Genomic DNA, 26,346 nt, shown 5'->3' with positions numbered 1-26,346 from the left:
TTGCATGAAAAAATCATTTCTCTTTCTTTTTCTTCTCATTCTCGGTTGTGCCAGTGATTACAACAAAGTCATCCAAGCAACCGAATCAGCATACTACGGACAGGATTATGATTCTGCCATTCCTAAAATTAGAGAACTGTTTGAAGGTTCATCCAATAAGGACAAACTTCTATTTTTGATGGAAGCTGGTATGATCTTTCATACCAAAGGTGACTATGTCACTTCCAATAAAGTTTTCAAAGAAGCAGAAGACATTGCAGACAATATCAAAGTCAGTATGACGCGGTCTGGACTTTCGTTTATCCTATCCGATAACGAATCCAATTATACTGGGGAAGATTTTGAAAGGGTAATGATTAAGTTTTATATTGCGAACAATTACCTGTTACAAGGTGACACTAATAACGCAAAAATTTATTTCAGACGATTGGATTTTGAACTGAAAGAAATGCGTTTTTTGGCAGCAGAATACCGCCAAAACAATGCAGCTCGTCTCATCGATGCGTATGTATCTGAAAAACTTGGTCGTTATAATGATGCAAGAGTTCAATACAAAAATATGGAACAACTCATCGGCAAAAGCCAAAACCTAATTGCCGACAGATATATGTTAGCTTACCGCGAAGGAGATTCCTCAGACCAGTCAAGATACTCTGCAGGTCGATCTAGCTTACAAGCTTACAATCGTTCCATGCAAAGAACTTCACCTGAAAATGAAAAACTTTCAGAAGTCATCATCATTCACGAGGCAGGAAAATCTGCGATCAAGATGTCTAGGGGAAAACTCATTGAAGATGAATACTTTGCTGCTGCCCTTCGTGGTGCCGTAGAAGTTGGTCTTCGTGCAAAAGGAGCTGGTGCCTCCCTCGCTGGAGCCATTGCTGCGCTTTCTGTAGCAGAAAATCCAATTCCCATTTATAAAGAAAGAGACCCAAAAGGTTCCCTTCCCAAACGATATTACATCAATGGAGTGGATGTTGGGTATTCCGACATCATGAACAATTACTCCGAAACAGCGATGAACAATTTTAATGAGAACTACAAATCTCTCATTACCAAAAACTTAACTTCCTTATCTCTTAAGGTAGTGGCAGCCGTGATTGCTTCAGAAGCGATGGCAAGAGCCATTGAATCTGGTGGTAAAGGGAAAAATAATAATGACCTAGTTTCGAGTCTCATTCGTGTCGCAGCAGGGGCTGCCGCAGGTCTTGCGGTTTCACAAACCATTGCACCAGACCTTCGTTGTTGGAGGACCATTCCTTCCAATTTCCAAGTAAAACGGATCTTTTTAGCTCCTGGGGAATACGATTTTAAAGTAGAATCACCAGGTTCTGTTGTGACAAGTGCACCAAAAAAATTGTTAGTGGAAGAAGGAAAACCTTTATTCGTATCGGTGAGATCCTACTCCAACTAACAGTTCTTATTTTAAATTAATCATTTTTCCTACGTAAAAAAGCAGGAATATCATAATCCTCTCCATAATTTTGAAATGGGGAGGATTGTTTTTGTGCCCCAAAACTTCGATTCCCTTGGCGAATCCCTCTTGGGACTTCTGATTCTTTTGAAAATCCAGATTCTTTTTCATCCGATTTTTTGAGATAAACCATAGGGGAAATCGATTCTTCAGATCCAACTACCTTTTGTTCTCTCTGGTATTGTTTTCCTTTTTTAGAGAAACCTGTAGCAATCACAGTCACTCGGATTTGGTCGGATAGGCTTTGGTCTTCATTGAGACCAATGATGATATTGGCATCTGGATCTGCTTGTGCAGTGATAATTTGAGAAACTTCATTCCATTCATGGATGGTGAGATCGTTTCCACCAGTTACGTTGATGAGAAGTGATTTAGCTCCTTGGATGCTAGAATCTTCTAACAAGGTATTGTTGATCGCTTGTTCCACTGCCTCAGAAACACGTGTTTCCCCACGCCCTTCCCCTACTCCCAAAATCGCATCACCCGTGTCTTTCATAATGGTTTTTACATCGGCAAAATCCACATTGATAATTCCTGGATGGTTGATGATATCACTGATGCCACGAACACCATTTAACAAGATGTCATCGATCACCCGAAAGGCCATGTCCACGGGAGTATTTTTATCAACTACTTGGAAAATAGAATCATTACGAATGGTGATAAGGGTATCTACATTGGCACGGAGTTGGTCAATTCCTTGTTTGGCAAGTTCTGCTCTACGTTTCCCTTCAAATGAAAAAGGGACAGTCACAACACCAACCACTAAACATTTTAATTCTTTTGCAATGGCTGCAATGATCGGAGCAGCACCTGTTCCTGTTCCACCACCCATACCGGCAGTGACAAACACCATGTCGGCACCTTTTAAGGCAGCAACAATCCGTTCCTTATCTTCTAAAGCCGCTTTTTCTCCGAGTTCTGGATCACCACCAGCACCCATACCACGAGTCACTTTATTCCCCAATTGGATTTTGACTTCGACAGGAGATTTGAGTAATACTTGTTCGTCGGTGTTCATCACAATGAAGTCAACACCTGTCATTTTGGAGTGTACCATTCTTGTGACGGCGTTCATTCCACCACCACCAACTCCAATGACTTTGATAATAGCTGGGCTAGTTTTTTCTTCTTCTAGGTATAACATTCATTTTTCCTTAGAGATTATTCTCCATCCAACGACGAACCTTCTTCATCCATCCTTCTCCTTCGGAAACGGAATGCATGTTTTTTTGTTCTAAGTTTTGTATTTTTGAACTGTATTTGATAAGGCCAACCGCTGTTGCATATTCGGGGCTTGCAATTCTTTCCACAAGACCACTCATTCCTGCTGGTTTTGCACGACCTACAGATAATCGAAGTACTTCTTCTGCAGTGGATTCAATGCCTTGTAATAAAGAAGTGCCACCTGTTAAGATCACTCCTCCCGCCAAACTTGACTTATACCCTGATCGTACCAGTTCATGGTCGATCATTTCTAAAATTTCGCGAACCCTAGGTTCTAAAATTTCAACTAGTTCTTGGCGGAATACAGAACGAGATGGTCGACCTGATATGGATGGAATTTCAAATTTTTCTGTTGGGTCCACCATATCAATTCTTGTATGGCCATATCGTTTTTTGATGATTTCTGCTGTTTCTACAGTGGTTTTAAGACCAATGGAAATATCACTTGTGATATGAAATCCACCAAACGGTACAACGGAGGAAAATGCAATTCCTCCATCTACATAAATGATGATATCACAAATGCCTGCGCCAATATCAACAACTGCTGTTCCTAAATCTTTTTCACCAGCAGTCAAAATAGCTTCCGAAGAGGCAAGGCTTGATAATACCTTATCCATTTGCAAAAGCCCTGCTTGTTCCACACATCGATCAATATTATTGAGAGCAGTGTTTCCACAGGATACAATATGAACTTCGGCTTCTAAACGAACACCTGTCATCCCAATTGGATCTTTGATATTTACTTGGTCATCTACTTTGAATTCTTTTGTGAGGACATGAATCACTTGTTGGTCATTGGGAACATGTACAGCTTGTGCTGCTTCCACAACACGCATGATATCCATCTCACTTACAATCCGTTCTCTGTTGGTAACAGCAATGATTCCTTTTTCATTAAATCCATGTACTGATTTTCCAGAAACATTCACTACCACTGATGTTATCTCTTGGCCAGCCATGAGTTCTGCATCACCAAAGGCTTCTATAATCGACTTAGTTGTGGTTTCGATATTAACAATAGAACCGTTTTTGATCCCTGTAGAAGGATAAACTCCAGTTCCAATGATTTCAATTTCATGATCTCCTAATAGTCGTCCAATGACAACTTTGATAAGAGAAGATCCGAGATCCAAAGCAGTTATGATAGGTGCATCATCTTCAATCATATTAATGGTATACTGCGTCTTCTCCTCTTAAATCAATAGAGACTGCTTTGATGGATTCTGCTTCCATATAAGCAAGAGATGCATATAATTTACGAAATACGTTTAATTCTAATTTATCACCGATAAAAACTTTCATTGATTTTGGTGATTTTAAGTACATGGTATAATTACCGTCACGTTCAGCGACTAATTCAGAAATTCGAGTGAAAAGTGCAGGGTAAAGAGATAGGGCATATCGCATTTCTTTGGTAATATCAAAAATCTGTCTGCCTTCTAGTTTATGTTCTCCAACAACGAATGACCCGCTAATGACAATTAAATGGGTATTTAAAACTTGGTCTTTGGATAATATCTCCAAATTTTCATCCACTTCGTATAAAGAACTTCCTATATGTATGACAAATTCTGCGACTTTCTCCTCTATATGAACCAATAGAAATCCATCTGGATCTCTTGTGATTCGAACTTTTTTGATCCGAGGATGACGGGAGAGTTTTGTTTCCCAATCCTTCCAATCACTTATATTGGGTGACTCTGCATCCGTTCCTAAGTAAACCAAAAGGTTCGTTGGAGTCAGGTATTTTTGACCTTCCCATTCCACACGATCGACTGGTTTGACTGGCCTACCCCATCTAAATACCAATCCGAGAGCCAGAAGCCCTGAGAAAACAAGGAGGATCGGAATCACACGCCCAAATCGTTTTTCTTTGATTTCTTGGGGGGTGTCAACCATATATTGATTATGTCACATAGTTAGATAGTTTGGAAAGCATTTATCAGCAGGGCATAAAAAAAGGCCAGGCGAACCTGACCTTTCTCGCGAGACTCAATTGGAAATTGAGTGCTTAGTTGTGAGCTACCTGCATGGACTCTGCACGCATGTCCATAGAGACAGTTTGGTATTTTTTAGCTTCTTTTTCAAGAGCCTCAGCACGACGAAGAAGTTCTTTCTTCTCGTTCATTTGGCTAAGAGCTTTACCACCTCTAGTTGATCCAGCTCTATCACGAAGAGCTTGAGCCAATTCTGTTTTTTCTTTCGCAACACTTGCAAGGTATTCTGAAACTGCAGATTTTTGCGCTGGAGTTGTTGCTTGTTCAATCATAGCAGACTCCAAAAGCTCTAATCTTTCGTTTGTGTCTAAAGCATGTAGATTTGCTGTTGCAAGTCCCATTGCTAAGATCCCTGTTGCGATTATTTTTGTTGTTTTCATGTGATCCTCTCTAGATCTGGGAACCTCTTTTTCCGATTCCCTTTTTCTTTATGACTATACGATTCCAAAAATAAGGATTAATTTCAATCGTAAAAACTTCAAAAAAACCTCGATTTCACCGAAATCATGGAAAAATATTTCATTCTGGATTAATATTAATCAAATTCAGATTAATATTAATCATTTTGAGGGGTTTTGGGCTCAAAATGGATGGATACGAGTAAAATTGGTCCATTCTTTGGGTTAGGAACTATCAAAAAAAACACCGGCAGATGGGTGAAACTCTTGCCTCCCTAAAAAAAAGACCCTCGTTTGAGGGCCTTTTACCAAAGAACTTGGCTGGAAGGGACAGTTTCCTTCCCTTCCGCATTGGTTTGGATTAGTATTTGGTTTTGGTATAACTCAATTTTTTATTGAGGATGATCTCAACTGTTGTCACTTCCCCCGGTTTTACAACAATCTCAGAGTTTTCGAGTTTCATTTCTTCCATAAAACTGGCTCTGATTTCGTATTTCCCTGGTTTTAGATTGGTAAACCAAAAGTATCCATCCTTGTCTGTTGTGACCTTAAAGATTTGGTTCGTAGACACAACTGTTGGCATGTAAATTGGGTGTTTTTCAATCGGATTGTCCAACGTTTTGAAGAAAACTCTCCCCCGAATGGCACCAAATCCATCCATCGAACTCGTTGTATCGACTGTGACCGTTTGTTTCGGAATCACCGCAGTCGCTGTTTTGTAGATAGGGTAATTATCAGCACGGATTTCAATTTGGTGAACACCTGCCGGAAGGTTGTCTATCTTCACATTGTAGATATCGCCAGGGATCAGAGTTCCGTTCCTCGTGATAGAACCCCAAATCTTTGATTTTTCCGTTGTCACTTGTGCATTGTATTCCTGGTCATCCACTAACACTTTAATGGCACGCACTTTGCCTTCTGGAGTGGAAGACCTAAGTTTGCCTTGTTTGTTCAGTAGGTCATAAGGAGACTTCGTTGCTGCTCCGCCATACGACTTGTCTTTGATGATGGATGTCCGGATGAGGATGTTCCCAGTCGAGACAGAAGGAGGAGCTGGAGGTTCCACTTCCGTGATTGGTGGGATGACCACAGTCGTTTCATTCGCAGGGGTTGGTTCTGGCTCCGGTGTGACTGGAGTTGTGGTTTGGTTGTTGTTAGGTGTGGTTGTTTCCACAGGAGTGATGGGAACATTCACCACAACATTCGGTGGTTTTGGCGGAGGAGTTTGCGGTTGAGGGGCCCCAGAAAGAAAAATCCCTGCAGCATTCCCTGAAACTTGTGGGGTTTGTTCGTGGTTGAATTGACGAGCCATCCTCACAGTTTCTTCTTTTGCGACAAAAAATGCTTCTAAGGCAGTGACCACACTGTCTTTGTTGAGGTCGGCCTTTTCGAGTGCATTTCCAAAATTGTAAGTGAAGATACCATGGTTGATGGTTCCCCCTACTTCGATGGAAGTTTGGTCATCATCGGAAGAGGAAATGACGGCTTTGTCTTGGAAAAAATAATCTTCTGCATTTTGGCGGACAACCCCGTCATTGCCTTGGGCAATGGGAATTTCTGCGGCACCACGAGTGTTTTTTCCTTTTTTGGCAATCCCTCCCGAATAACAACAATCCATCACAAGGACTGTTTTGGGGGATTTGATATCTGTTAAAAATTCATTGAGTTCTTCATCGGAAATATGCGGTCGATCGTAACAAATTAAATAGTTACGCATTCCATTTTTGGCCTTCGCATCTTTCATGTACATCCCATGTCCAGAGAAATACAAAAATACAGAATCTTCTTTCCCAGCTACTTTTCCGATTTGGGTGATTGCATTTTTGACATTATCCCGAGTTACCATGGAACCTAACAGGACTTTGATATCCTTGAAGTTTCCTTTTTTTTGGATTTTCTCTTTTAAAAAATTCGCATCGGCTTCACAGAGATTCAACTCAGGGATTTTAGCAGTGTTCCCTTTGTAGTTAGTTCCTATGAACAACGCATAACGGTTCTGCGCTAGTATCGGTGATCCGATGAAATAGGCAGATAGAATACAAACAAATATGTTTCGAAACGAAAACATGATTGGGTTTCCTCTTATCCGAATGGAGTGCCTCATTCTCCAACACTCGAAATCGGAAATCAATTGGATTTTTATTTGGAAGATAAAAAACGAAAGACCTGAGGAAGAACAAATTGGCGGAATTCTTCGTTTACCCGTTTTTCTCCCCGGCAATCGTAATGGATATTATCTACAAAACGCTCTGCGGGGTAGGAAGATTCAGGAAAGAAGAAGAGTTTTGTAGCTGGATGGTTTTGGAAAAAAATGATTAACTTGGAAAGAAGAGCCTTCGATTCAGGAGACTCTTGGCGTTCTTTGATCCACGGCAAATATACCATTCCAAATTGAATGCCTTGTTCCTGTGTGTATCGGATCAAATCTTCTAATACGACAAAATCTGGATTAGGATCAAAATCAATGTTTGGATTTTTTAATTCCGCATCCAATTCCTTCCGAATCATTTCTTTTGAAAAAAGCACTAACTCTGGTTTCAATCGATTGGAAATATTATATTTCCCAAAATGACGAGTGATCTGGTCTTCGATGGTCAAATTGTCTTCGAGTTGGGAAGAGGATGGTTTGCATAAACCTGCTTCTATATTTTCACATGCTTCACAAAAGATGGATTTTTCTTTGTATTGTTTGTCTACTTTCCAATTGGATACACTAAGTGCATTTCGAATGGCACCGTGGAATCGGAAGGATTCGTACAAAAGTGGTGTGGCTTTCGATAAAATAAACAGTCGCTCTACACCAGAATATTGTTCTGCTAATTCGGCAAAGGTAAACTGGTGGAGGTATCTATGTCCAAAAAACTCCCAAAGGATTTGGTTGGCATCTTCTTGTTTCCCACTATAACTAATCACATTGGATTTTGTTTGTGGTCTAAAAAAGTTTTTTTCAATCCCTTCGTTCCATCTCCGTTTCATAAAGTTTGAGATGGTTTCATTTTCTTTCACAACCTTTGCGTCAGGATCGTACAAAGGAGGGCCGTAACCAGTTGCGTATAACTTTGGCGAGGCGGCAAACAAAACCATTTTTGGTTTTTCGTTTCCCTTTTTTAAGTATTTATCCAAAAAGAATCGGTAATATTTTGGTCCCATCGCAGGCAGACTATGGTTGTAAACAGAATACTCTGTTTTATTGTCTTTTGCATATCCGGCAAGTGCCATGGATCTTGAGTCACCTAACACGATGATATCGGCGTCACCTTTGCCAGATTCGACAAAGTTTTTCTTTAGATTGACAAAAAAGATTTCTGGTTGTTCTAAATAATGAATTCCCGTGACACGTACAGTGATTTCTAAAACCAAAAAGAATAAAAGAGTAAGACCTATGCCTAAAAATTTAGAACGCAAAGTAAATTACCTCTTTTCCGAATACTCCTCTTGTGAGGATGAGAAATGCCATAAATGATAGTACAAATGCTTGGATGAGTGGGTGTGTTAAAAAAATCCAATACCTTTCTTTTTTGAAATAAGTGATACCATCTAAGATAAGCAGTGGCAAAGAAATTTTGAAGTATTCTTCCCAAAGTCCAAACATATTTTTCACATTATTATTAGGAGAAAAGTCCCAAGTCCAAACACTTAAGGATTTCTGAAAGTAAACAAACATCATATTCGCGTCATAAGATCGAAATGCGACAGCACTAAATGCAATCAATGTTAAAACTAAGATTCGACTGAGTGTTCCCGTTAGGATCTGTGAAAGTTTAGAGGAAATGGAAATTGAGGAATCGATTGTTTTATCACCTAAATCTTCTTTCTTTTTTGCAAAGAAAATCAGATAAATCATGGTATACAAACCTTGTAAACAACCCCAAGTGATGAATGTCCAATTGGCTCCATGCCAAAGCCCAGACAAAAAGAAGATAACGCATAAATTTCGGTATTGGGCAAACTTTCCGTATTTACTGCCACCGAGTGAAATATAAATATAATCGCGAAACCAACGATTCAGTGTTACATGCCAACGATTCCAAAACTCTGTAGGTGTTTTAGAAAATTCAGGAGTTTCAAAGTTCACTGTAAGAGTCACACCAAGTAACCTAGAAATCCCTAGAGCAATAAAAGAATAACCAGCAAAATCACAATAAATTTGAGTCATAAATAAAAATCCGCCAGCAAATACTTGCGAGCCGTCCATAGACTGGATGATTGTTGGATTTTGCGTATAAAATGATTTGCCTGCAAAAAATACCTGATCTACATATGTAGCCAAATTATCAGCTACATATACTTTCATAAAGTAACCAAGTAGGATATCGTACAAACCTTTTTGTACACCATCTATGGTAGGAAACTTAGGTGCTTTGAGTTGGGGTAGTAAGTCTTGTGCCCTTTCAATTGGACCTGCTACGAGTTGTGGGAAAAAATTCACAAACAAAGCAAAATCAAAAAAATCTTTTTCAGCTTTGATTTGTTGTCTATACACATCAATCGTATACGACATTGTTTGGAAGGTGTAAAAACTAATCCCCACAGGGAGCACAATGTTTTTGAGTAAGTAGGTACTTGAATCTGTAGCCATACTACCTCCAAACCAAATGGCTATTTGGTTCCAAGAATCAACAAGATTCACTGCAAAAAAATCATAGTACTTCATGGTAAAAAGGAGGCCCAGATTGGCAAAAATCGAAACTGCTAAGTAGATCCTCCGAAACATTTGGTTTTGGGAGGATTCAATGGACCTTGCTGCCACATAATCAATGATGGTGCTGATTAAAATGAGGGTGAGAAAAAACCATTCCCACCATCCGTAAAAAAAATAAGAGGCAAACAGTAACCATAGGTTTTGTGCTCGGTATGCCCATTTTTGTTTTTTGGCAAACCAACCAAAACATAAAAAGACCGAATACACGATTAGAAAGAATAATAAAAATACAAAAGTGTTAAAAAGCATCGGTCTTCGTTACAATTTCAAGGTTAGCCGTTTCTGTAAAATTCAAAAATGAGCCCAAAAGGGAGAATCTTATCGTTGACCCGTTCCTATTTCCCATAAATCTAAGAGTTACTTTGGATCTTTTTTCGGAACTCAAAACCAAATTCGGTTTTTCAGAATTTCGCCCAGGCCAAAGGGAAGCCATTCAATCGGTTTTAGATGGTCAGGACACTCTTGCCATTTTACCGACTGGTGCTGGAAAGTCCCTTATTTACCAATTACCTGCTGCGATCCAAAAAGACAAACTAACGCTTGTTATATCTCCACTCATCGCCCTGATGAAAGACCAAATGGAAAGTTTACTTGCAAAAGGAATTCCAGCTGCCTTTTGTAATTCCACCCAAGACGAAGTGGAACAAATGACGATTCTTTCAAAAGCAGTCAGAGGGGAACTTCGTGTTTTACTCGTATCCCCCGAACGAGCACTCTCAAACGGGTTTTTACGAATTTTTCGTGAGATGAAACTATTTTCTTTGGTTGTGGATGAAGCACATTGTGTATCACAGTGGGGACATGACTTTCGGCCCGAATACCGCCAAATCCATGTTTTACGAGAAAGGCATCCGAATCCTAGTTTTCCCATCTTAGCTCTCACGGCAACAGCAACCGAAAAAGTACAAACAGATGTCCAGGCATCTCTTGGAATGCGTTCACCTAACGTTGTTTTATCTACCTTTTTTCGCCCCAATCTAAAATTCAGTGTGGAATACCCAAACCAAGAACGAGACAAAGCAGACCGACTGATGGAACTACTCGAACCTTGGAAGGATGGAAGAAAGTTTCCAGGTCGAGCCATTGTGTACTGTGCAACTCGAAAAAAAACAGACGAAGTGTATGATTTATTAAAAGACTTCGGGTTCTCAGTTGGAAAGTACCATGCAGGTCGAACGGATGGGATCCGAGAACGAACACAAAATGCCTATACTTCTGGAAAAGTTCCTATCTTAGTTGCCACCAATGCATTTGGGATGGGTATGGATCAACCTGACGTACGTTTGGTGATCCACTACCAAGTTCCTGCCTCACTCGAAGCATACTACCAAGAAGCAGGTCGTGCTGGCCGAGACAATTTACCATCGGAATGTGTTTTGTTTTACAAAGCAGGTGATGTAGCCACCCAAGTCTTTATGTTGTCAAAGGAGACAAACTTCAAAGGCGGAGACACTTTACTCAAATTTATCAAAGAATATGCAAACAATGAAATTTGTAGGCAAGTCCAACTTTGTTCTTATTTTGGAGAAACCATTTCTCCTTGTGGAAAATGTGATATCTGTACCGAAACAGGTGTTAGCATCAATCGAAGTAAATTTTTAGAATCTGAAAAAGTCAAAATTCAGAAAAAAAATGAAAAAAGAGAACACCCACTCTCAGAATGGGAAGAAGAAACCATTCAAAATTTTTTGAAAGAACACCCAGCAGTTTTTGGAAAAAACATCATTGCGAAAACTTTAGTGGGGAAACGAACTAAAGATGTATTACGTTATAGAATGGAACGAAATCCATTCCACGGCAAATTGGAAGGAATTCCTGAAGAAGCAGTTGTCGCAAAATTAGAAAATTGGGTAGAAGAAAAAAAAGTTTTGGTAGCTGGTGCTAAATACCCAAAATTATACCTTCCGAATTTTTCCAAAACAAAAGTGAAACAAGCATCATCTAACTCTGATGAGACGAATGGGAAACAAACAAAACTAAAAAAGGTTCCGACATTACATTCTCAAATCTTAAGAGAACTGATGAATTACCGTGATCGTAAAGCAAGGCAACTCAAATGGAAAAAGTTTATGGTCTTTCAAAATCCTGTACTCAAACGGATTGCAGAAAGAAAACCAAAAAACCTTTCAGAACTGGAAGCCACAAAAGGTGTTGGGCCTGCCAAGGTAGAACGATTTGGAAATGACATCATCGAAATTTTATCCAAGTGGGAATAATCCAATTCATTTCTCATTTACAAATCAACAATTGTCGATTTGAGATTTTCTTCCGTGAAAGTGACTGTAAATTCCCTTGAAACTTTCCTTCCCTCTTAGAATCTGCTGAATCAAAGGGTCATTATGGAAAAAATCGCAGGAAAAATCGTAACCCACGAGAGGGAATTTTTGGGTACGATCGAATTTGATGTCACAACCGGACTCATTACAAATGTTAAAGAAAATTTGGATCCGAATGCCCGTCGGTTTTCTGATGATTGTGTGATATTCCCTGGATTTGGTGACATTCACATTCACGCCAGAGAAGATGTGAGTGAAAAACATACTTACAAAGAAGATTTTTTATCAGCAAGTGCTGCTGCCATTAATGGTGGAGTGATCCATGTGGCTGATATGCCAAACAATCCAGTTCCACCCATCGATGATGAATCCTACTCCGCCAAACAAGCGCTCACCAAAAAAGCCCCTATCCACATTACATTATACGCAGGCATAGGTCCTCATACAAAACCACTCACAAAGAAAGTTCCTTATAAAGTGTTTATGGGTCCTTCCATTGGAGAACTTTTTTTCCATGACAACCCATCCCTCGAAGAAGTGATCAAACACTACCATGGACAGGATGTGAGTTTCCATTGTGAAGACCCAGAGATCCTCATCGCTAACCAAGACAAACCCACTCACGAAACAAGAAGGCCAAAAGAAGCGGAAACAATCGCAACTGATTTTGCTTTGTATTTGATTGAGAAATACAATCTGAAAGGAAAACTTTGCCATTACTCGACAAAAGATGGTCTTTCTAAGATCGTTTCAGCAAAAAAACGAGGAGTGAATGTTACCTGTGAAGTGACTCCAACTCATTTGATGTTTGATACGGAGATGTTAACAGAAACCAATCACAAATGGTTCCAAATGAACCCTCCACTCCGAGGCCGAGAAGATAGAGAAGCGATGGTGAAAGGGATACTTGATGGGCATATTGATTATTTAGCGACCGATCATGCACCACACTCCATCGAAGAAAAACAAAAAGGAACAAGTGGTATCTCACAATTGGATACATATGGACTTTTTGTCACATATATGATATTGAAATTAAACATTCCGATGACTTTAATAGCAAAAATCTGTTCCAAAAATCCAGGGGAGTTTGTAGCTCCTTATTTACCAAAACATTTTGGAAAGGGTGTTGGTATTATTAACGAAGGTTATGCGGCAAATTTTTCTATCTTAAATTTAAAAAAACCAGTTGAATTTAAAAAATCTATGATTAAAAGTAAGTCCGGATGGTCACCATTTGAAGGATTCCAATTTCCCGGATCCATCGAAGCGGTATATTATTTAGGCAAAGAAATACATGCGAAATGAGCCTTTAGGCAGTAAAATTCTCTCTGGTCTCACTGTTAAATCCCTTCTGACCGAATATCCCAATAGTTTCCAAGTATTGGATTGGGAAGGTAATTTTGTCTCTGTTACAGATCGTTTTGCCAGATTTTTAGAATTTGAACCTAAAGAAATTGTTGGAAAATCAATCCTTCATTTCACACAAGAGGACGACAAAGAAAATACTGAGAATACTTTCGAAAGTTTGGGCAAAAATCCGAATATTGTAAATTTCGAAAATCGCCTTGTGACCAAATCCAAGGAAGAAGTTTGGATCATTTGGTTACTTATCCCTTTGCGTGAGTCCAAAATCATTTTGGGTTTTGATCGTGATGTCACAATCCAAAAAGATATTTCCTTTGAATTTTTACTCCAACAACAAAAGTATAAGTCTATCTTTGACAACTTACCCATGGGCATCGCCATCACAGATGAAAAAGGTAAAATTGTTGAGACTAATAAAACAGCACGAACCTATTTTGACATCCAAGATGGGGAACTTCTCAATCGTACTCTCAACATTCGAAAGTACACTCTCATCCAACCAAACGGCACAAAAATTTACCCAAGAAAATCAAGTTTGATGCGAGCATTACGACACAAAGAAGTGATTCGTAATTTGGAAATCGGGATGATCAAAGAAGATAAAATCACTTGGTTTGATATTTTAGCAACACCGATTCCCATTGAAAACTTTGGACTTGCAGTTGCCTTTCTTGACATCACCCAAAGAAGGCATGCCGAAGAAAAAATTGCCTATATGGCATTTTTTGACCAACTCACAAACCTTCCTAATCGTAACTCTCTTATTGATAAACTATTTCCAATTTTCGAAGAAGCAAGACGACACGGTAATTTGGTCGGGATCCTTGCGATTGATTTGGACAATTTTAAAATCATCAATGATTCTCGAGGACATGACTTTGGGGACAAAATCATCAAACTTGTCGCTTATCGGATTCGTGAGAGCATACGTGTGTATGATCTCATTAGTAGACAAGGTGGTGATGAGTTTAATGTTGTATTACCTGACTTATCAAACGAACGTGATGCGGCTGTTATTTCGGAAGCAATCTTGGATGCAATGACCCATCCCTTTGTGATTGATGGGGAAAGGATTTTTGTTAATATCTCGATTGGGATCGCCTTATACCCAACAGACGGAAAAGATTCGAATACACTTCTTAAAAATGCTGACAGTGCATTAAACTTGGCAAAATCACAAGGGAAAAACTGTTATGTGTTTTTTACAGAAGAACTGCAGACAGTTGTAGCAGAACGTTTGGAAATCGAAAACCGAATGCGGATTGCCATCATTGAAAATCAATTTACTTTGATGTACCAACCCAAAATTGATTTGTATACAAAAAAACCTGTGGGTGTAGAAGCACTCATTCGTTGGCGCCATCCAGAACGTGGGCTCATCTCACCGAATGTATTCATTCCCATCTCTGAAGAAACAGGGATGATCCTTGCGATTGGTGAATGGGTGATCAAGTCTGCCATCCAAACGATGCGAGTTTGGAAAGATGCAGGAATCAAAGAGATTTCTATGGCTGTGAATATTTCCACGAAACAATTTAAACACGAAAGACTGATTTCTACAATCGCCGAAAATCTAAAATTATTCAAAGTGGATCCACATGATTTGGAAGTTGAGCTCACAGAAAGTTCAGTCATGGAAAATGCCGATGCCGCAGTTCGTACCATGCAAGAAATCCGAAAACTCGGGGCAAAAATTGCAATTGATGATTTTGGAACGGGTTATAGTAGTTTAGGTTACTTAAAAAAACTTCCCATTTCCTCTTTAAAAATCGATCGTTCCTTTGTATCCGAAATCACAACAGACAAAGACTCCAAAACCATCATCCATGCTGTCTCTAACTTAGCACATAACCTTGGTTTGAGTGTAGTTGCGGAAGGTGCCGAAACGGAAGAACAGGTGCAATTACTCGCCGAAAGTGGAGTGGACCAAATCCAAGGATTTTATTTTGCAAAACCGATGACTTCGGAAGATTGCCTGCATTTTCTGAAAACAGAACTTGGAATTTCGGATTGACCCGTTCGCTTTCCCACTGTTTTTAACAAATAAGGATTTCTCTTGAAACTTTCAGTTGATTGGTTAAACGAATTTACCCCGCTCTCCCAAATTCCTTTCGAAACGGTTTTGGAAAAAATTAATACATCGATTTGTGAAATTGACGATGTGGAAGAATACAAATCCCACCTAACATCAGTGATCACTGTCAAAATCAAATCACTGGAAAAACACCCCAATGCAGAGAAATTACAAACGACCATCGCTACCGATGGATCAAAAGACTACCAAATTGTCACTGCTGCCACAAATGTAAACGTTGGTGATATTGTTCCATTAGCTCTCCCTGGCACAAAATTGGATGGCAAAGAAATTTTGGATTCGGAGCTACGCGGAGTTCGTTCCCAAGGAATGTATTGTTCTGAAAAAGAATTGGGAATGGCATTAGAATCTTCAGGTGTTCTTATTTTTCCAAAGGACACAACTCTTGGTATCTCGGTTCGTAAATATTTTTTATGGGAAGATACAATTCTCACAATCGATAATAAATCCATTACACATAGACCTGATTTATGGAGTCATTTTGGTTTTGCAAGAGAACTCGCAAGCCAACTCCAAATCCCACTCCACCATTTTCCTCTCCAAGCAGATACAAAATGGAAATCAGGGAACGAAGGACTTACAGTAGAAACTTCCGAACATGCACATGCATATTACGTGACTTCTATCCAAAATGTAAACATCACAACATCGATTCCCAAAATCAAATCACGACTTGAAAAATGTGGGATTCGTTCCATCAATAATGTAGTAGATGTTTCCAACTATCTTTTGTTAGAACTTGGACAACCTACTCATTTTTTTGATCGATCCAAACTACAGTCAACTTCCTTTACTGTTTCCAAATCAAAAGATGGAGATAATTTAGCTCTCCTAGATGATACTTCTCCAACCTTACCAGGAAATATCCTTCTCATCCAAAATGGAACCACACCAGTAGCTTTAGCGGGAGTGATGGGGGGAAAAGATTCAGCAGTCACAGATGGTACAAAAAACATTGTGATGGAATCTGCTGTCTTCAAAAGGGAAGATGTTCGTTTTACCATTCGTAAAACCAATATCCGCACTGAATCAGCAGTACGTTATGAAAAAGGTTTAGATTCTTACACATGTTTGCCAGTCATCAAAAGAGCGGTTCAATTATTAATAGAAAACGGCAATCCGAATGTGAAGGTTTTCACTCCACAAGGTTTCAATCATACCGAATCCAAAACGGTAACCATAGAAACAAATTTACAATTTCTCCGCCATAAACTAGGAAAAAAGATCACTTTACCAGAAGTTTCTGACATCTTACAACGATTAGGTTTTGGAGTCACTACAAAAGAGGAATCCCTCTCAGTTGTTGTTCCTAGATACAGACAAAACTACGATGTAACAATTCCGGAAGACCTTGTTGAGGAAATTGGAAGGACAATTGGTTATGCTTCCATCCGAACGGAAGCTCTATCGATGGCAGTGGAAACTCCAATTCGTAATCCACTTCGAGAATTGGAACGTAGGGTCAAGAATTTCTTAGCCTTGGAAGTTGGATTTAATGAAGTTTACAATTATTCTTTTGCTTCTCCAACGGATGCAAAACTAGAATCAAATTTAGAATCCACTTCACTTAAAATTGCAAATGAAATGCCAGAGGAACATTCGATTCTCCGAAATAGTTTGTACCCAGGTCTCATCAAACAAGCAAAGTTAAACCAAGATCGATTTGAATCAGTCAACCTTTTTGAATTGGGGAGAACTTACCACAAACAAGGCAATGGTCCTGAGTTAGCAGATGAAAAACGTTGGATCTCCATTCTTTCCTTATCCAAACACAAACCAACTGACCTTGTTTCCATTGAACAAGAATTCTTAAAAATTAGAGAAACAATTACCGAACTTTTTTTATTCTTAAATTTACCAAAATTCGAATGGAAAAAAGAAACACGAAGCCATTTCCACCCTAATGCAAGTTTAGTGGTACATTATGATGGAAAAGAAGTTGTCGAACTTGGAATCCTTCATACTCGATTTGCTGATGTGTACGATATAAAACGTAGGGTCATTTTGTCAAAAATCAACATGGAAGTGTTAGCTGAAATTTGGGAAACCCATGGAAGGAATTCTCATTTCAATCCACCATCCCATTTTCCACAAGGTCAATTGGACCTTTCGCTTCTCATGAATGAATCGGATGCAACTGAATCCTTTGCCAACTTGGTCAAAACGTTACAAATTCCAGAATTAGAGTCTGTGTATGTCCAAACGATTTTCCAAGGTGAATCGGTAGGAGAAGGCAAAAAATCGGTTACGTATCGTTTCCGACTTATGTCCTATGATAAAACCTTTACCCAAGAACGTTTTAAAGAACTTTCAGACAGTTTGGTGACGACGGCAAAAGACAACGGTTATACCTTACGATAAATTTGCTTTGACAAATCCCAATTTTTATTGGGAAATCGTTCGAGTTTATGCGATTCATCTTTTTGATCATTCTATCGGGAACTTTGTTTTCCTGTTCCCGATGGGAGATCCAAAAGTCCATCAGTGACGAAAGTTTTACTCCCCAAAAGATTGATTATGCCATCCAATCTGGAAATGAAACCAACCAACAAAAACTCCGATGGACACCTATTTTCAAAAACACCTTAAGTTTAGGTTTCCAATCAGAACATGTGTACCTAAAAATAAAAGCCACAAATCTAACATCCGTTAATAAACTTATACTTGATTTAGGAAACCCACATTTAGATTTTATCCGAGTGTTTGAAGAAGGAAATCCAGAGCCCATCAAAGAAGGTGGAGATTTTATAGCTCATTCACATTGGGATGCATTTTCTAAATCCATTGCTTTTGAACTCAGTTGGCCAGCTGGCGAAACCAAAACACTCATTTTAGAAACTAAATCATCATCAAATATCAGTTATCTCATTCGCTTTTATTCCAAAGAAACTTTTTATCTAAAAGAGAATTTAGAAAATACAATTCTCGGTTTTTTTTATGGCACTATCTTTATCATGGTGATCTATAATTTATTCATATACTTTATCTTAAATGAAAGAGCCTACATCACCTATTCGGTTTCTATTTTTTGTAATTTATTGTTACAAATGTACCTAAATGGAATTTTAAATCAAATTTTCACTTTAGACCATCCAGAAATACACAATCGAATCGGTAGTATCATTGTGACTTGTTCTGCGATCACCGGTTGGACATTTGCCCAACAAACTCTAAACTTACGTGATTTTAATCCTTGGTCCAATCGACTAATCCAAGGTCTTAAATTCATCGTATTATTTTACATTTTAATTCCTTATGCCTATTTACCAATTGAGATCGCAGTTCGGATTGGAAATTTTATCGCACAATTATTCGTAGTATCCGTGTTAGTTGTAGCACTAGTAAACTACAGTACAGGAAATAAACAAGCTCGATTGTTTTTGTTTGGTTGGAGCACCCTACTTTTTGGAATTTTGATGTATACTTTGATGCAAAATGGAGTTCTTCCTGCCAATGTCTTCACGATTTATGGAAACCAAATTGGTTCCACTTTAGAAGCTGGCATTTTGTCTCTTGCGCTCGCGAATAAAATCAATGAGTTAAAAGAAGAAAAGGCAAATACACAAGCAGAAGCACTTGTTACTTTAGAAGAAAAGGTAAGAGAACGAACCAAAACCTTAGACGAATCATTGAACCTCATCAAAAAGGATTTAAACGTCGCCAAAAAAATCCAAAAAACTTTATTCTCTGATATCAAAACCAGTGATCCACGAATCCATTTCCATTCGTATTACCAATCTATGTCCGAAGTGGGAGGTGATTTTTATGACCTCACCCAAGTGAAAGCTGACTACTATCGAATTTTTGTTGCAGATGCAACAGGGCACGGAATCCAAGCAGCACTCATCACGATGGCGATCAAAGCAGAATATGAATCACTCAAAATGATTTATGATCATCCCGATGATTTGGTTTTTCATATGAACCAAATTTTCATCAATAAATACAGCAATATCCAAACAATATTTACATGTTCCGTCTGTGACATTGACTTAAAGAATAAACAGTTGTTTTATGCTTCTGCAGGACATCCAGACCAAATCCACCAAAGAATTCATGATATCAAACTTTTACCTAGAACTGGTAAAATCATTGGACTTATGGACCACACCCAATATAGGCTCATTGAACACCAAATTGAAGAAGGTGATCGGATCTTTTTATTCACTGATGGAATCTTTGAACAATTCAATGAAGAAAAAGAACTTTTCGGAGAAGATAGACTATACGAAATATTAAAAGAAAACTTAAAACTAAGCTTAGACCATACAATGGCAAAAGTGTTAAGTGAACTCTCATTGTTCACTGATGGACAAGCAAAACAAGACGACATTACATTTATCGGTTGCGAAATTCAAAGTCTCGGTTGACTTTGATCCATGTCCTACAATCAAATTCCTAATTTTGCAAAACCTTTCATCCATCCAAACGCCACAGCATTTGGAATGGTAGAATTTGGTAATTCTGTTTCGATTTGGCCTGGTGCTGTTGTTCGTGCTGACATGAACAAAATCAAACTGGGAGATTATGTGAATATCCAAGATAATTCTACTCTACATACAGATTCGACAAGTCCTATCTCTATCGGCGAATGGACATTAGTTGGGCACAATGTCATGATCCATGGATGCAAAATAGGAAGAGCTGTTCTTGTTGGAATCGGATCCATTGTTTTGGATAATGCTGAAATAGGAGATGGATCTCAAATCGCAGCTGGATGTATGATTCGTGGAGGGAAAAAAATACCACCACGTTCACTTGTTGTGCCCGATGGTTCCGACATTAAAATATTTCCAGGAAAAGCAAAACCAGAATTAACAGTAGCAGGTTGTATTGAGTATGCTCATCTTTCCGTACGTTTTGCACAAAATATTTTTGTACCATTTAAAAAAGAAGAAGAAGTACATTTTGTATCGCAAGCCAAAGAAATTCTGACAAAACTTGGAATTTAAACATGGATCGAATTGACTTTACTGCCTAAGGCTGAGAAATTTAAATTTTACTGATTCATGAATTCCTTTTTAAATAAAATCAAAGTTCTTGGTATCTTTTCCATTACCCAAACTGTATTCCAAATTGGGACAGTGATGATTATGGCAGTTTCTGCACTGGCAGGCCAAACCATAAGCCCATCTCCAGAATCCGCCTCACTACCCGTTTCGTTTGTGATCCTTGGAACTCTGATAGGTTTAGTCCCCGCCTCAAGGTTTATGAAATGGCAAGGGAGTAAATATGGACTTCTTCTTGGTACGATCATTGGAATCTTTGGTGCAATCCTTGCGGCGTATGCTATATGGGAAAAAAGTTTTGTTTTGTTTTCCATAGCTCACTTGTTATTTGGAATTCACCAATCGTTTATCCAATACCTTCGTTTTGTTGCAATGGAATCTGTGCCAAACCATGATAGGGCGAGTGCATTGTCTTGGATTTTAATCGCTGGAATCCCAGCAGCTTTTCTTGGTCCACTTGCAGGCTTACAAGGTAAAGAACTTTTTCCCACTTCCTTATTTTTGGGATGTTATTTAATCCTAATTGTTTCTCTTTCCCTACAATTTTTACTAATCACATTCTTACCTTCACCGAACAAACGTTTCACTACAGAAAACAAATCGGAACACCAAGAAAGAGAAAAAGTAAGGCCATTTTCCTACCATATAAAAAATTTAGGACTATGGGTTTCGATTCTCTCTACTTCTTTTGGATTTGGACTTATGGCAATGCTTATGACAGCTGTGCCCGTTGCGATGAAATCACATGGTCATGAAATGCATGCATCCACATTGGTATTACAATGGCATGTTTTAGGTATGTACATCCCTTCCTTTTTCTCTGGATTTTTAGTTCGTAAAATGACATCACCCTACTTGATCTTGTTAGGTGTTGCAGTCATGGGACTGGAATCAGTTTCTGCGATCCAAGGAACCGAATTTTTACCATTTGCAGTAGCACTGATATTACTTGGAATCGGTTGGAATTTTATGTATGTGGGTGGGACAAATTTACTTGTGGAACAATACCATCCAGCGGAAAAAAACACAATCCAAGCTGTTAACGATACGATTGTATATTCTATTGCCATCTTTTCCACATATAGTGCTGGTTATTTGGAACATAAAATAGGATGGTTGACTCTCAATCTAGTGAGTATACCATTCTTAGTGTTTGTATCCATCGTAACACTGTATTACATCCAAACCAAAAGAAAAACGATACACCATGAATAATCAAACACATTGGGAAACAATTTACACTGAAAAACAACCAAATGAAGTGAGTTGGACTCAGGAGATTCCAAAGCTCTCCTTACAATTGATCAATCATACAAATTTACCAACTTCAGCAAAAATCATTGATGTCGGTGGTGGAGAATCCAATTTAGTGGATCATCTTTTAGAGCTTGGTTACCAAAATCTAACTGTTTTAGACATTAGTCAAAACGCATTAAACCGATGCAAACAGAGATTAGGTGAAATTGGGAAAAATATTAAGTGGATTGTTTCAGACATCACTATATTCCAATCTGACATCAAATACGAACTATGGCATGACAGAGCAGTCTTTCATTTTTTAACAGATCCAGAATCCATTTTAGCTTACAAAAATAATTTATTAAAAGCTCTAAACAAAGATGGTGAACTCATCATAGGAACCTTTAGCAATGATGGCCCTAAAAAATGTAGTGGGCTTGAGATCAAACAATACACCGAAGAAACGTTAGCTGAAACCTTTTCCCCTGAATTTGAGCCCATTGAATTCCAAAGAGAAGACCACCATACACCTTTTGGTACAGTCCAAAATTTTGTCTTTGGTCGGTTTAAGAAGAAAATTTAGCTTAAAATATGTGAGAAAAACCTTATGCAAAAAGAAATTTTATCATTCGAAACGATTGTAGGCCTCCAAGTCAAAGATGAAAGTGTATATGCTGAATACCGAAACGCAATGAAAGGACTGTTGGAACAATATGAAGGTGGATTTCGGTATGATTTTAAAATTGCAGAAACTCTAAAATCCGAAACCGAAAATCCAATCAACAGAGTGTTTCTGATTTATTTCAAAACCAAAGAAAAAAAACTTAGTTTCTTTGCAGATCCTGAATATAAAAAGATTAGAGAAAAATACTTTGTTCCATCGGTCGAAAGTACAACGCAAATTGCAGAATATGATCGATATATAAATTAAGTAATCTTTCGACTCGCCTTAATTTTTGCTGCAAATTCTTTAGCCATTTCGATTCGCATTTTTCCTTCCGCAAACCTTCGTTTTTCGAGATCTGTTTCTAATTTTAACGGAGGCACTGGAGCAGGTTTTTTGTTCTCATCCAATGCAACAAACGAAAGATAGGCGGTAGTGGCTCTCACCATCTCTCCAGTGTATGGATTTTCTCGATTCACCTGCACACCCACTTCCATTGAAGTTGTTCCTACATAATTCACCATCGCTTTTAAATTGACATGGTCTCCAATTTGGATGGGTGTAATAAAATTGATTCGATCAATGCTGACTGTCACCGCTTCTCTTCCGGAATGCCTTTGGGCAGCCATGACTGCAATTAAGTCAATCCAACTCATGATTGCACCACCAAACGCGGTTCCGTAATGGTTGGCATCATTCGGAAGAACGACATGTCGAGTTTCTACGGCTGATTCTTGCGGTGACTTGGGAGATAATTCATTAGGAGAGGACACAATGAGGATAACTTAGTCTTGACGTTTTGTTTCGAAAAGACTTTTTTAAACATGCTGACCTTAGACAAATTTTGGAAGTAGAGGATAAATGATCACTGACAAACGAAATTACGTCTATTGGTTAAAATTCAGAAAGGACACAGGTCCCCTACTCAGGAGATTTTTAATCGCAGCATCTGGGCTATTTTTGGTTGCAGCCTGTTTGCATCTCACACCCCTCATTACGAAATCAGGTGAAATCGATTATATCTTTTTTGTTGTCGATTTAGGAATTTCAATCTTATTCATCATTGAATATTTATTAAAAAACAAAATTTCATTAGTCATTCGGGTTCTCACTTTAATCTTTACAGCAATCTTCATATCTGTTTTATCTTTTTTAAGAAGTGGATTACTCGGGACAGGTGAGATCTCTCTTGCCTTCATCATCATTTCTTTTTTTGTGTTTTTACCTCCCATTCCAAGCCTATTGTCAGCTTTATTCATTTCAATTGTCCCTGCTATTTTTGGAATATTTGTATACCAATCTATTGTTATATTTCCAGACGAGTTAGGAATACGGAATCAAAGTCCAAGAGAATGGTATTTTAAATCAGTAAGTTTAATCATTTTTTCCATACTTTCTGGTTTTTTGATCCAAAGGTTACGAGCAAAATTAATTAAAAATATTGTATATCTAAAAGAATCCAGAGCAAAGATTTTAAAATCAAAGCAATATATCGACAAACTTGCGTTTCATGACTCTCTCACACAATTACCAAATCGTTATTCATTTGAAGTATCCATTCAAAATAGAATCGATATTGGTTCAAAAGAAGCTTTTGTATTACTCATAAATATCAAAGGTATAAAAGTTATTAATGCATTACATGGAATCAGTTTTGGGGACCAGATATTAACACTAATAGGAAATATATTAAAACAATACACTTCTGAACGTCCAAATACAATCGTAGCTAGTTTAGGTGGAGATGAATTCATTTTATGGATCGAAAATTCTACCAGGAATCGGATTGAAGAAGCAATTGTCAAATTTGACTTAAATAATAACCAAACTCTAACACCAGATAGACTTGGCCATAGACTCCAATACCGAGTTTCTGGAATTCATTTTCCAACGGAAGCCAATCTTTTGGACGAGGTCATTCGAAAACTTTCCATTGCGATGAATGTAGCCCGGGAAAAGTCAATGAACCATTTGGTTTGGTTCGAACCAGAAATGGAAAAGAAAATCGAAAGGGAACAAAGACTAAAAAACCAACTGGAAAAAGCGATTGAGTTCAATCATTTTAAAATTGCCTACCAAGAAAAGGTAGATATTTCAAACCAATCTATTGTTGGGTTAGAGGCACTTGCCAGATGGACGGTGCCAGAATTAGGTGAGATATCTCCAGATGAATTTATCCCCATCATTACAAAATCAGATTTGATTGTTCCTTTCGGCAAAAAAATATTCGAAAAAGTAGTCAGTCAAATTCCAAGTTTACAGAAAGTATATGGCCATGAGATCAAAATTTCGATCAACATATCACCAATCTTCTTTTTATTTCCTAATTTTAATGATTATATCATCACCTATTTAAATCAAAATTCAATAAATCCAAAAAATCTAATCTTTGAAATTACTGAAGATATCTTTATAGATGAAATTGAAACCATCCAAAGTATAGTTTCTAACCTCAGGTCAAATGGAATCTCTGTTTCGTTAGATGATTTTGGTAAAGGATATTCATCACTACACTATATGCAAAAAATACAATTTGATGAATTAAAAATCGATAAATCATTTTTAGATGAAATTGCAACTTCCGATCGTAATTTTTTGCTTTTGGAATCAATATGCCATTTAGCAGACTCCTTGGGTTTAAAAACCATTGCAGAGGGAATTGAAAGAGAAGAACAAATCCAGTCTTTAAAAAAAACATCCTGTCATATCGTCCAAGGTTATCTTTACTCCAAACCTAAAATTCTATTTGAATGAAATCCAATTGCATTACTCACCTTAGAAATGTTTTCTAATCATTTTATCCCAACACTTTACTAGTTGCACACAAATTCAATCAGTGTTACATTAACCTTATGGGACATGGACACAATCATTCCAATCACAACCATTCACATACTGACATCTCTTCCTCTTCTAAAAACTTAGCTTGGGCTTTTTTCTTAAATTTATTCTTTTCCTTATTTGAATTGGTTGGAGGAGTTTATTCCAATAGCATCGCTATTATATCAGATGCGTTTCATGATTTTGGCGATGCTCTTTCACTTGCATTTGTTTGGTATTTACAAAAGGTTTCAACAAGACCAAATGATCTTCATTTTGATTATGGATACAGGCGTTTTTCGATATTAGGTGCCTTATTTATATCTGTATTGTTAACTGTTGGATCCATCTTTATGATCATTGAATCCATCAAACGATTTATTTCCCCTGCGGAATCAAAAGCTGATGCCATGTTTGTCCTCGCAATTGTTGGTGTTGTTGTGAATGGAATTGCGATGGTACGTTTAAATCGTGGATCTAGTTTTTCCGAAAAAGCTGTTTTTTTGCACTTCCTCGAAGATATTTTGGGTTGGGTTGCTGTACTCATTGGTAGTATTTTTATGTATTTTTGGAATTTACCTTGGTTTGACCCTTTGATGTCTCTTGGAATTGCAGTTTGGATTTTATTCAATGCTTATCGGAATACAAAACAAGTCATGCGTGTATTTCTGCAAGGAGTGCCTATCTCACTCAATCGATCCGAACTCATTGCACATTGGGAAAATATCAAGGGAGTCAAATCAGTTCACGATATTAAAATTTGGAGTTTAGATGGAAACCATCATGTTGCATCCCTTCATGTTTTGATGGACAAAAAAATAAACTTAAGTGAGTTTCAACTCTTAAAAGAAGAAATCAGAAAAGTTGCTTCTGAGTTTGAAATCATCCATACGACAATCGAACTTGAAACTGACGCAGAACAATGCAAACTCCAACCTAATTAAACTCAGTTTAGCTTCATAGGTTGGAATGAATCCATCGATTGTATCCTTTTAATCCACATGCGAATATTTGGATAACTTGTTAAGTCGAAACCGCCTTGATGAGCAACATGGGTATACGCAAATAAACTAA

At 38.0% G+C, this 26,346-nt stretch carries 20 protein-coding genes; 12 read left to right on the top strand and 8 right to left on the bottom strand.

The window, feature by feature from the left end; all coding sequences use genetic code 11:
- Window positions 1-4 precede the first annotated feature (4 nt).
- Entirely contained in the window at window positions 5-1,414 is a 1,410-nt protein-coding gene (locus ND812_RS04450) for a COG3014 family protein (protein WP_265374440.1), read from the top strand.
- 16 nt (window positions 1,415-1,430) lie between these two features.
- Here ND812_RS04450 and ftsZ read toward each other — a convergent pair whose 3' ends face one another.
- The 7 genes from ftsZ to ND812_RS04415 all read right to left on the bottom strand — a co-directional run bounded on the left by ftsZ (window position 1,431) and on the right by ND812_RS04415 (window position 10,050).
- The gene (gene ftsZ, locus ND812_RS04445) at window positions 1,431-2,621 is read right to left on the bottom strand and encodes a cell division protein FtsZ (protein ID WP_265374439.1); all 1,191 of its coding nucleotides are present in this window, start codon (window positions 2,619-2,621) and stop codon (window positions 1,431-1,433) included.
- A gap of 10 nt (window positions 2,622-2,631) precedes the next feature.
- A complete protein-coding gene (ftsA, locus tag ND812_RS04440; protein WP_265374438.1) occupies window positions 2,632-3,870 on the bottom strand; it encodes a cell division protein FtsA in 1,239 nt (412 codons plus the stop codon).
- A 1-nt stretch (window position 3,871) separates the two neighbouring features.
- Window positions 3,872-4,603, bottom strand: a complete 732-nt coding sequence (locus tag ND812_RS04435) for a cell division protein FtsQ/DivIB (protein WP_265374437.1) — start codon at window positions 4,601-4,603, stop codon at window positions 3,872-3,874.
- A 112-nt stretch (window positions 4,604-4,715) separates the two neighbouring features.
- Window positions 4,716-5,081: an LIC_10421 family protein gene (locus ND812_RS04430; protein WP_100719671.1), complete on the bottom strand. Its 366-nt coding sequence runs from the start codon at window positions 5,079-5,081 to the stop codon at window positions 4,716-4,718.
- A gap of 379 nt (window positions 5,082-5,460) precedes the next feature.
- On the bottom strand, window positions 5,461-7,167 hold the full coding sequence (locus ND812_RS04425) for a caspase family protein (RefSeq protein WP_265374436.1): 1,707 nt from the start codon (window positions 7,165-7,167) through the stop codon (window positions 5,461-5,463).
- Window positions 7,168-7,238: 71 nt separating this feature from the next.
- On the bottom strand, window positions 7,239-8,504 hold the full coding sequence (locus ND812_RS04420) for a DUF1574 family protein (RefSeq protein ID WP_265374435.1): 1,266 nt from the start codon (window positions 8,502-8,504) through the stop codon (window positions 7,239-7,241).
- Window positions 8,494-10,050 (bottom strand): MBOAT family O-acyltransferase, encoded by a 1,557-nt coding sequence (locus tag ND812_RS04415; RefSeq protein ID WP_265374434.1) that lies wholly within the window; start codon window positions 10,048-10,050, stop codon window positions 8,494-8,496. Before ND812_RS04415 ends, ND812_RS04420 begins: the two co-directional genes overlap by 11 nt.
- A gap of 113 nt (window positions 10,051-10,163) precedes the next feature.
- Between ND812_RS04415 and ND812_RS04410 the strand changes: the two genes are divergently transcribed.
- From ND812_RS04410 to ND812_RS04370, 9 genes are all read left to right on the top strand, one after another.
- A complete protein-coding gene (locus tag ND812_RS04410; protein WP_265374433.1) occupies window positions 10,164-12,017 on the top strand; it encodes a RecQ family ATP-dependent DNA helicase in 1,854 nt (617 codons plus the stop codon).
- Window positions 12,018-12,137: 120 nt separating this feature from the next.
- Complete coding sequence (locus ND812_RS04405; protein ID WP_265375901.1) at window positions 12,138-13,385, top strand: amidohydrolase family protein; 1,248 nt, start codon at window positions 12,138-12,140, stop codon at window positions 13,383-13,385.
- The gene (locus ND812_RS04400; protein WP_265374432.1) at window positions 13,375-15,459 is read left to right on the top strand and encodes a sensor domain-containing protein; all 2,085 of its coding nucleotides are present in this window, start codon (window positions 13,375-13,377) and stop codon (window positions 15,457-15,459) included. Before ND812_RS04405 ends, ND812_RS04400 begins: the two co-directional genes overlap by 11 nt.
- Window positions 15,460-15,501: 42 nt before the next feature.
- Window positions 15,502-17,901: a phenylalanine--tRNA ligase subunit beta gene (pheT, locus tag ND812_RS04395; RefSeq protein ID WP_265374431.1), complete on the top strand. Its 2,400-nt coding sequence runs from the start codon at window positions 15,502-15,504 to the stop codon at window positions 17,899-17,901.
- Between the two features lie 47 nt (window positions 17,902-17,948).
- Window positions 17,949-19,910: a 7TM diverse intracellular signaling domain-containing protein gene (locus ND812_RS04390; RefSeq protein ID WP_265374430.1), complete on the top strand. Its 1,962-nt coding sequence runs from the start codon at window positions 17,949-17,951 to the stop codon at window positions 19,908-19,910.
- 9 nt (window positions 19,911-19,919) lie between these two features.
- Window positions 19,920-20,492 (top strand): gamma carbonic anhydrase family protein, encoded by a 573-nt coding sequence (locus tag ND812_RS04385; protein WP_265374429.1) that lies wholly within the window; start codon window positions 19,920-19,922, stop codon window positions 20,490-20,492.
- Between the two features lie 57 nt (window positions 20,493-20,549).
- Window positions 20,550-21,764 carry an MFS transporter gene (locus ND812_RS04380; RefSeq protein ID WP_265374428.1) on the top strand — a complete coding sequence of 405 codons (1,215 nt, stop codon included), beginning with the start codon at window positions 20,550-20,552 and terminating at the stop codon, window positions 21,762-21,764.
- A complete protein-coding gene (locus ND812_RS04375) occupies window positions 21,757-22,371 on the top strand; it encodes a class I SAM-dependent methyltransferase (protein WP_265374427.1) in 615 nt (204 codons plus the stop codon). Before ND812_RS04380 ends, ND812_RS04375 begins: the two co-directional genes overlap by 8 nt.
- A gap of 24 nt (window positions 22,372-22,395) precedes the next feature.
- Window positions 22,396-22,719: a DUF1330 domain-containing protein gene (locus ND812_RS04370; RefSeq protein ID WP_265374426.1), complete on the top strand. Its 324-nt coding sequence runs from the start codon at window positions 22,396-22,398 to the stop codon at window positions 22,717-22,719.
- Here the strand turns inward: ND812_RS04370 and ND812_RS04365 are convergent.
- Window positions 22,716-23,225 carry an acyl-CoA thioesterase gene (locus ND812_RS04365; protein WP_265374425.1) on the bottom strand — a complete coding sequence of 170 codons (510 nt, stop codon included), beginning with the start codon at window positions 23,223-23,225 and terminating at the stop codon, window positions 22,716-22,718. The genes ND812_RS04370 and ND812_RS04365 overlap by 4 nt on opposite strands.
- Before the next feature lie 88 nt (window positions 23,226-23,313).
- Here ND812_RS04365 and ND812_RS04360 point away from each other — a divergent pair, with 88 nt between their 5' ends.
- Together ND812_RS04360 and ND812_RS04355 are read left to right on the top strand one after the other, a co-directional pair.
- Window positions 23,314-25,206: a putative bifunctional diguanylate cyclase/phosphodiesterase gene (locus ND812_RS04360; RefSeq protein ID WP_265374424.1), complete on the top strand. Its 1,893-nt coding sequence runs from the start codon at window positions 23,314-23,316 to the stop codon at window positions 25,204-25,206.
- Between the two features lie 98 nt (window positions 25,207-25,304).
- Window positions 25,305-26,216 (top strand): cation diffusion facilitator family transporter, encoded by a 912-nt coding sequence (locus ND812_RS04355; protein ID WP_265374423.1) that lies wholly within the window; start codon window positions 25,305-25,307, stop codon window positions 26,214-26,216.
- Window positions 26,217-26,346 lie beyond the last annotated feature (130 nt).

Source organism: Leptospira limi, assembly GCF_026151395.1.
GTDB classification, from domain to species: Bacteria; Spirochaetota; Leptospiria; order Leptospirales; family Leptospiraceae; genus Leptospira_A; species Leptospira_A limi.
This window is presented reverse-complemented; position numbering and strand designations above follow the sequence as displayed.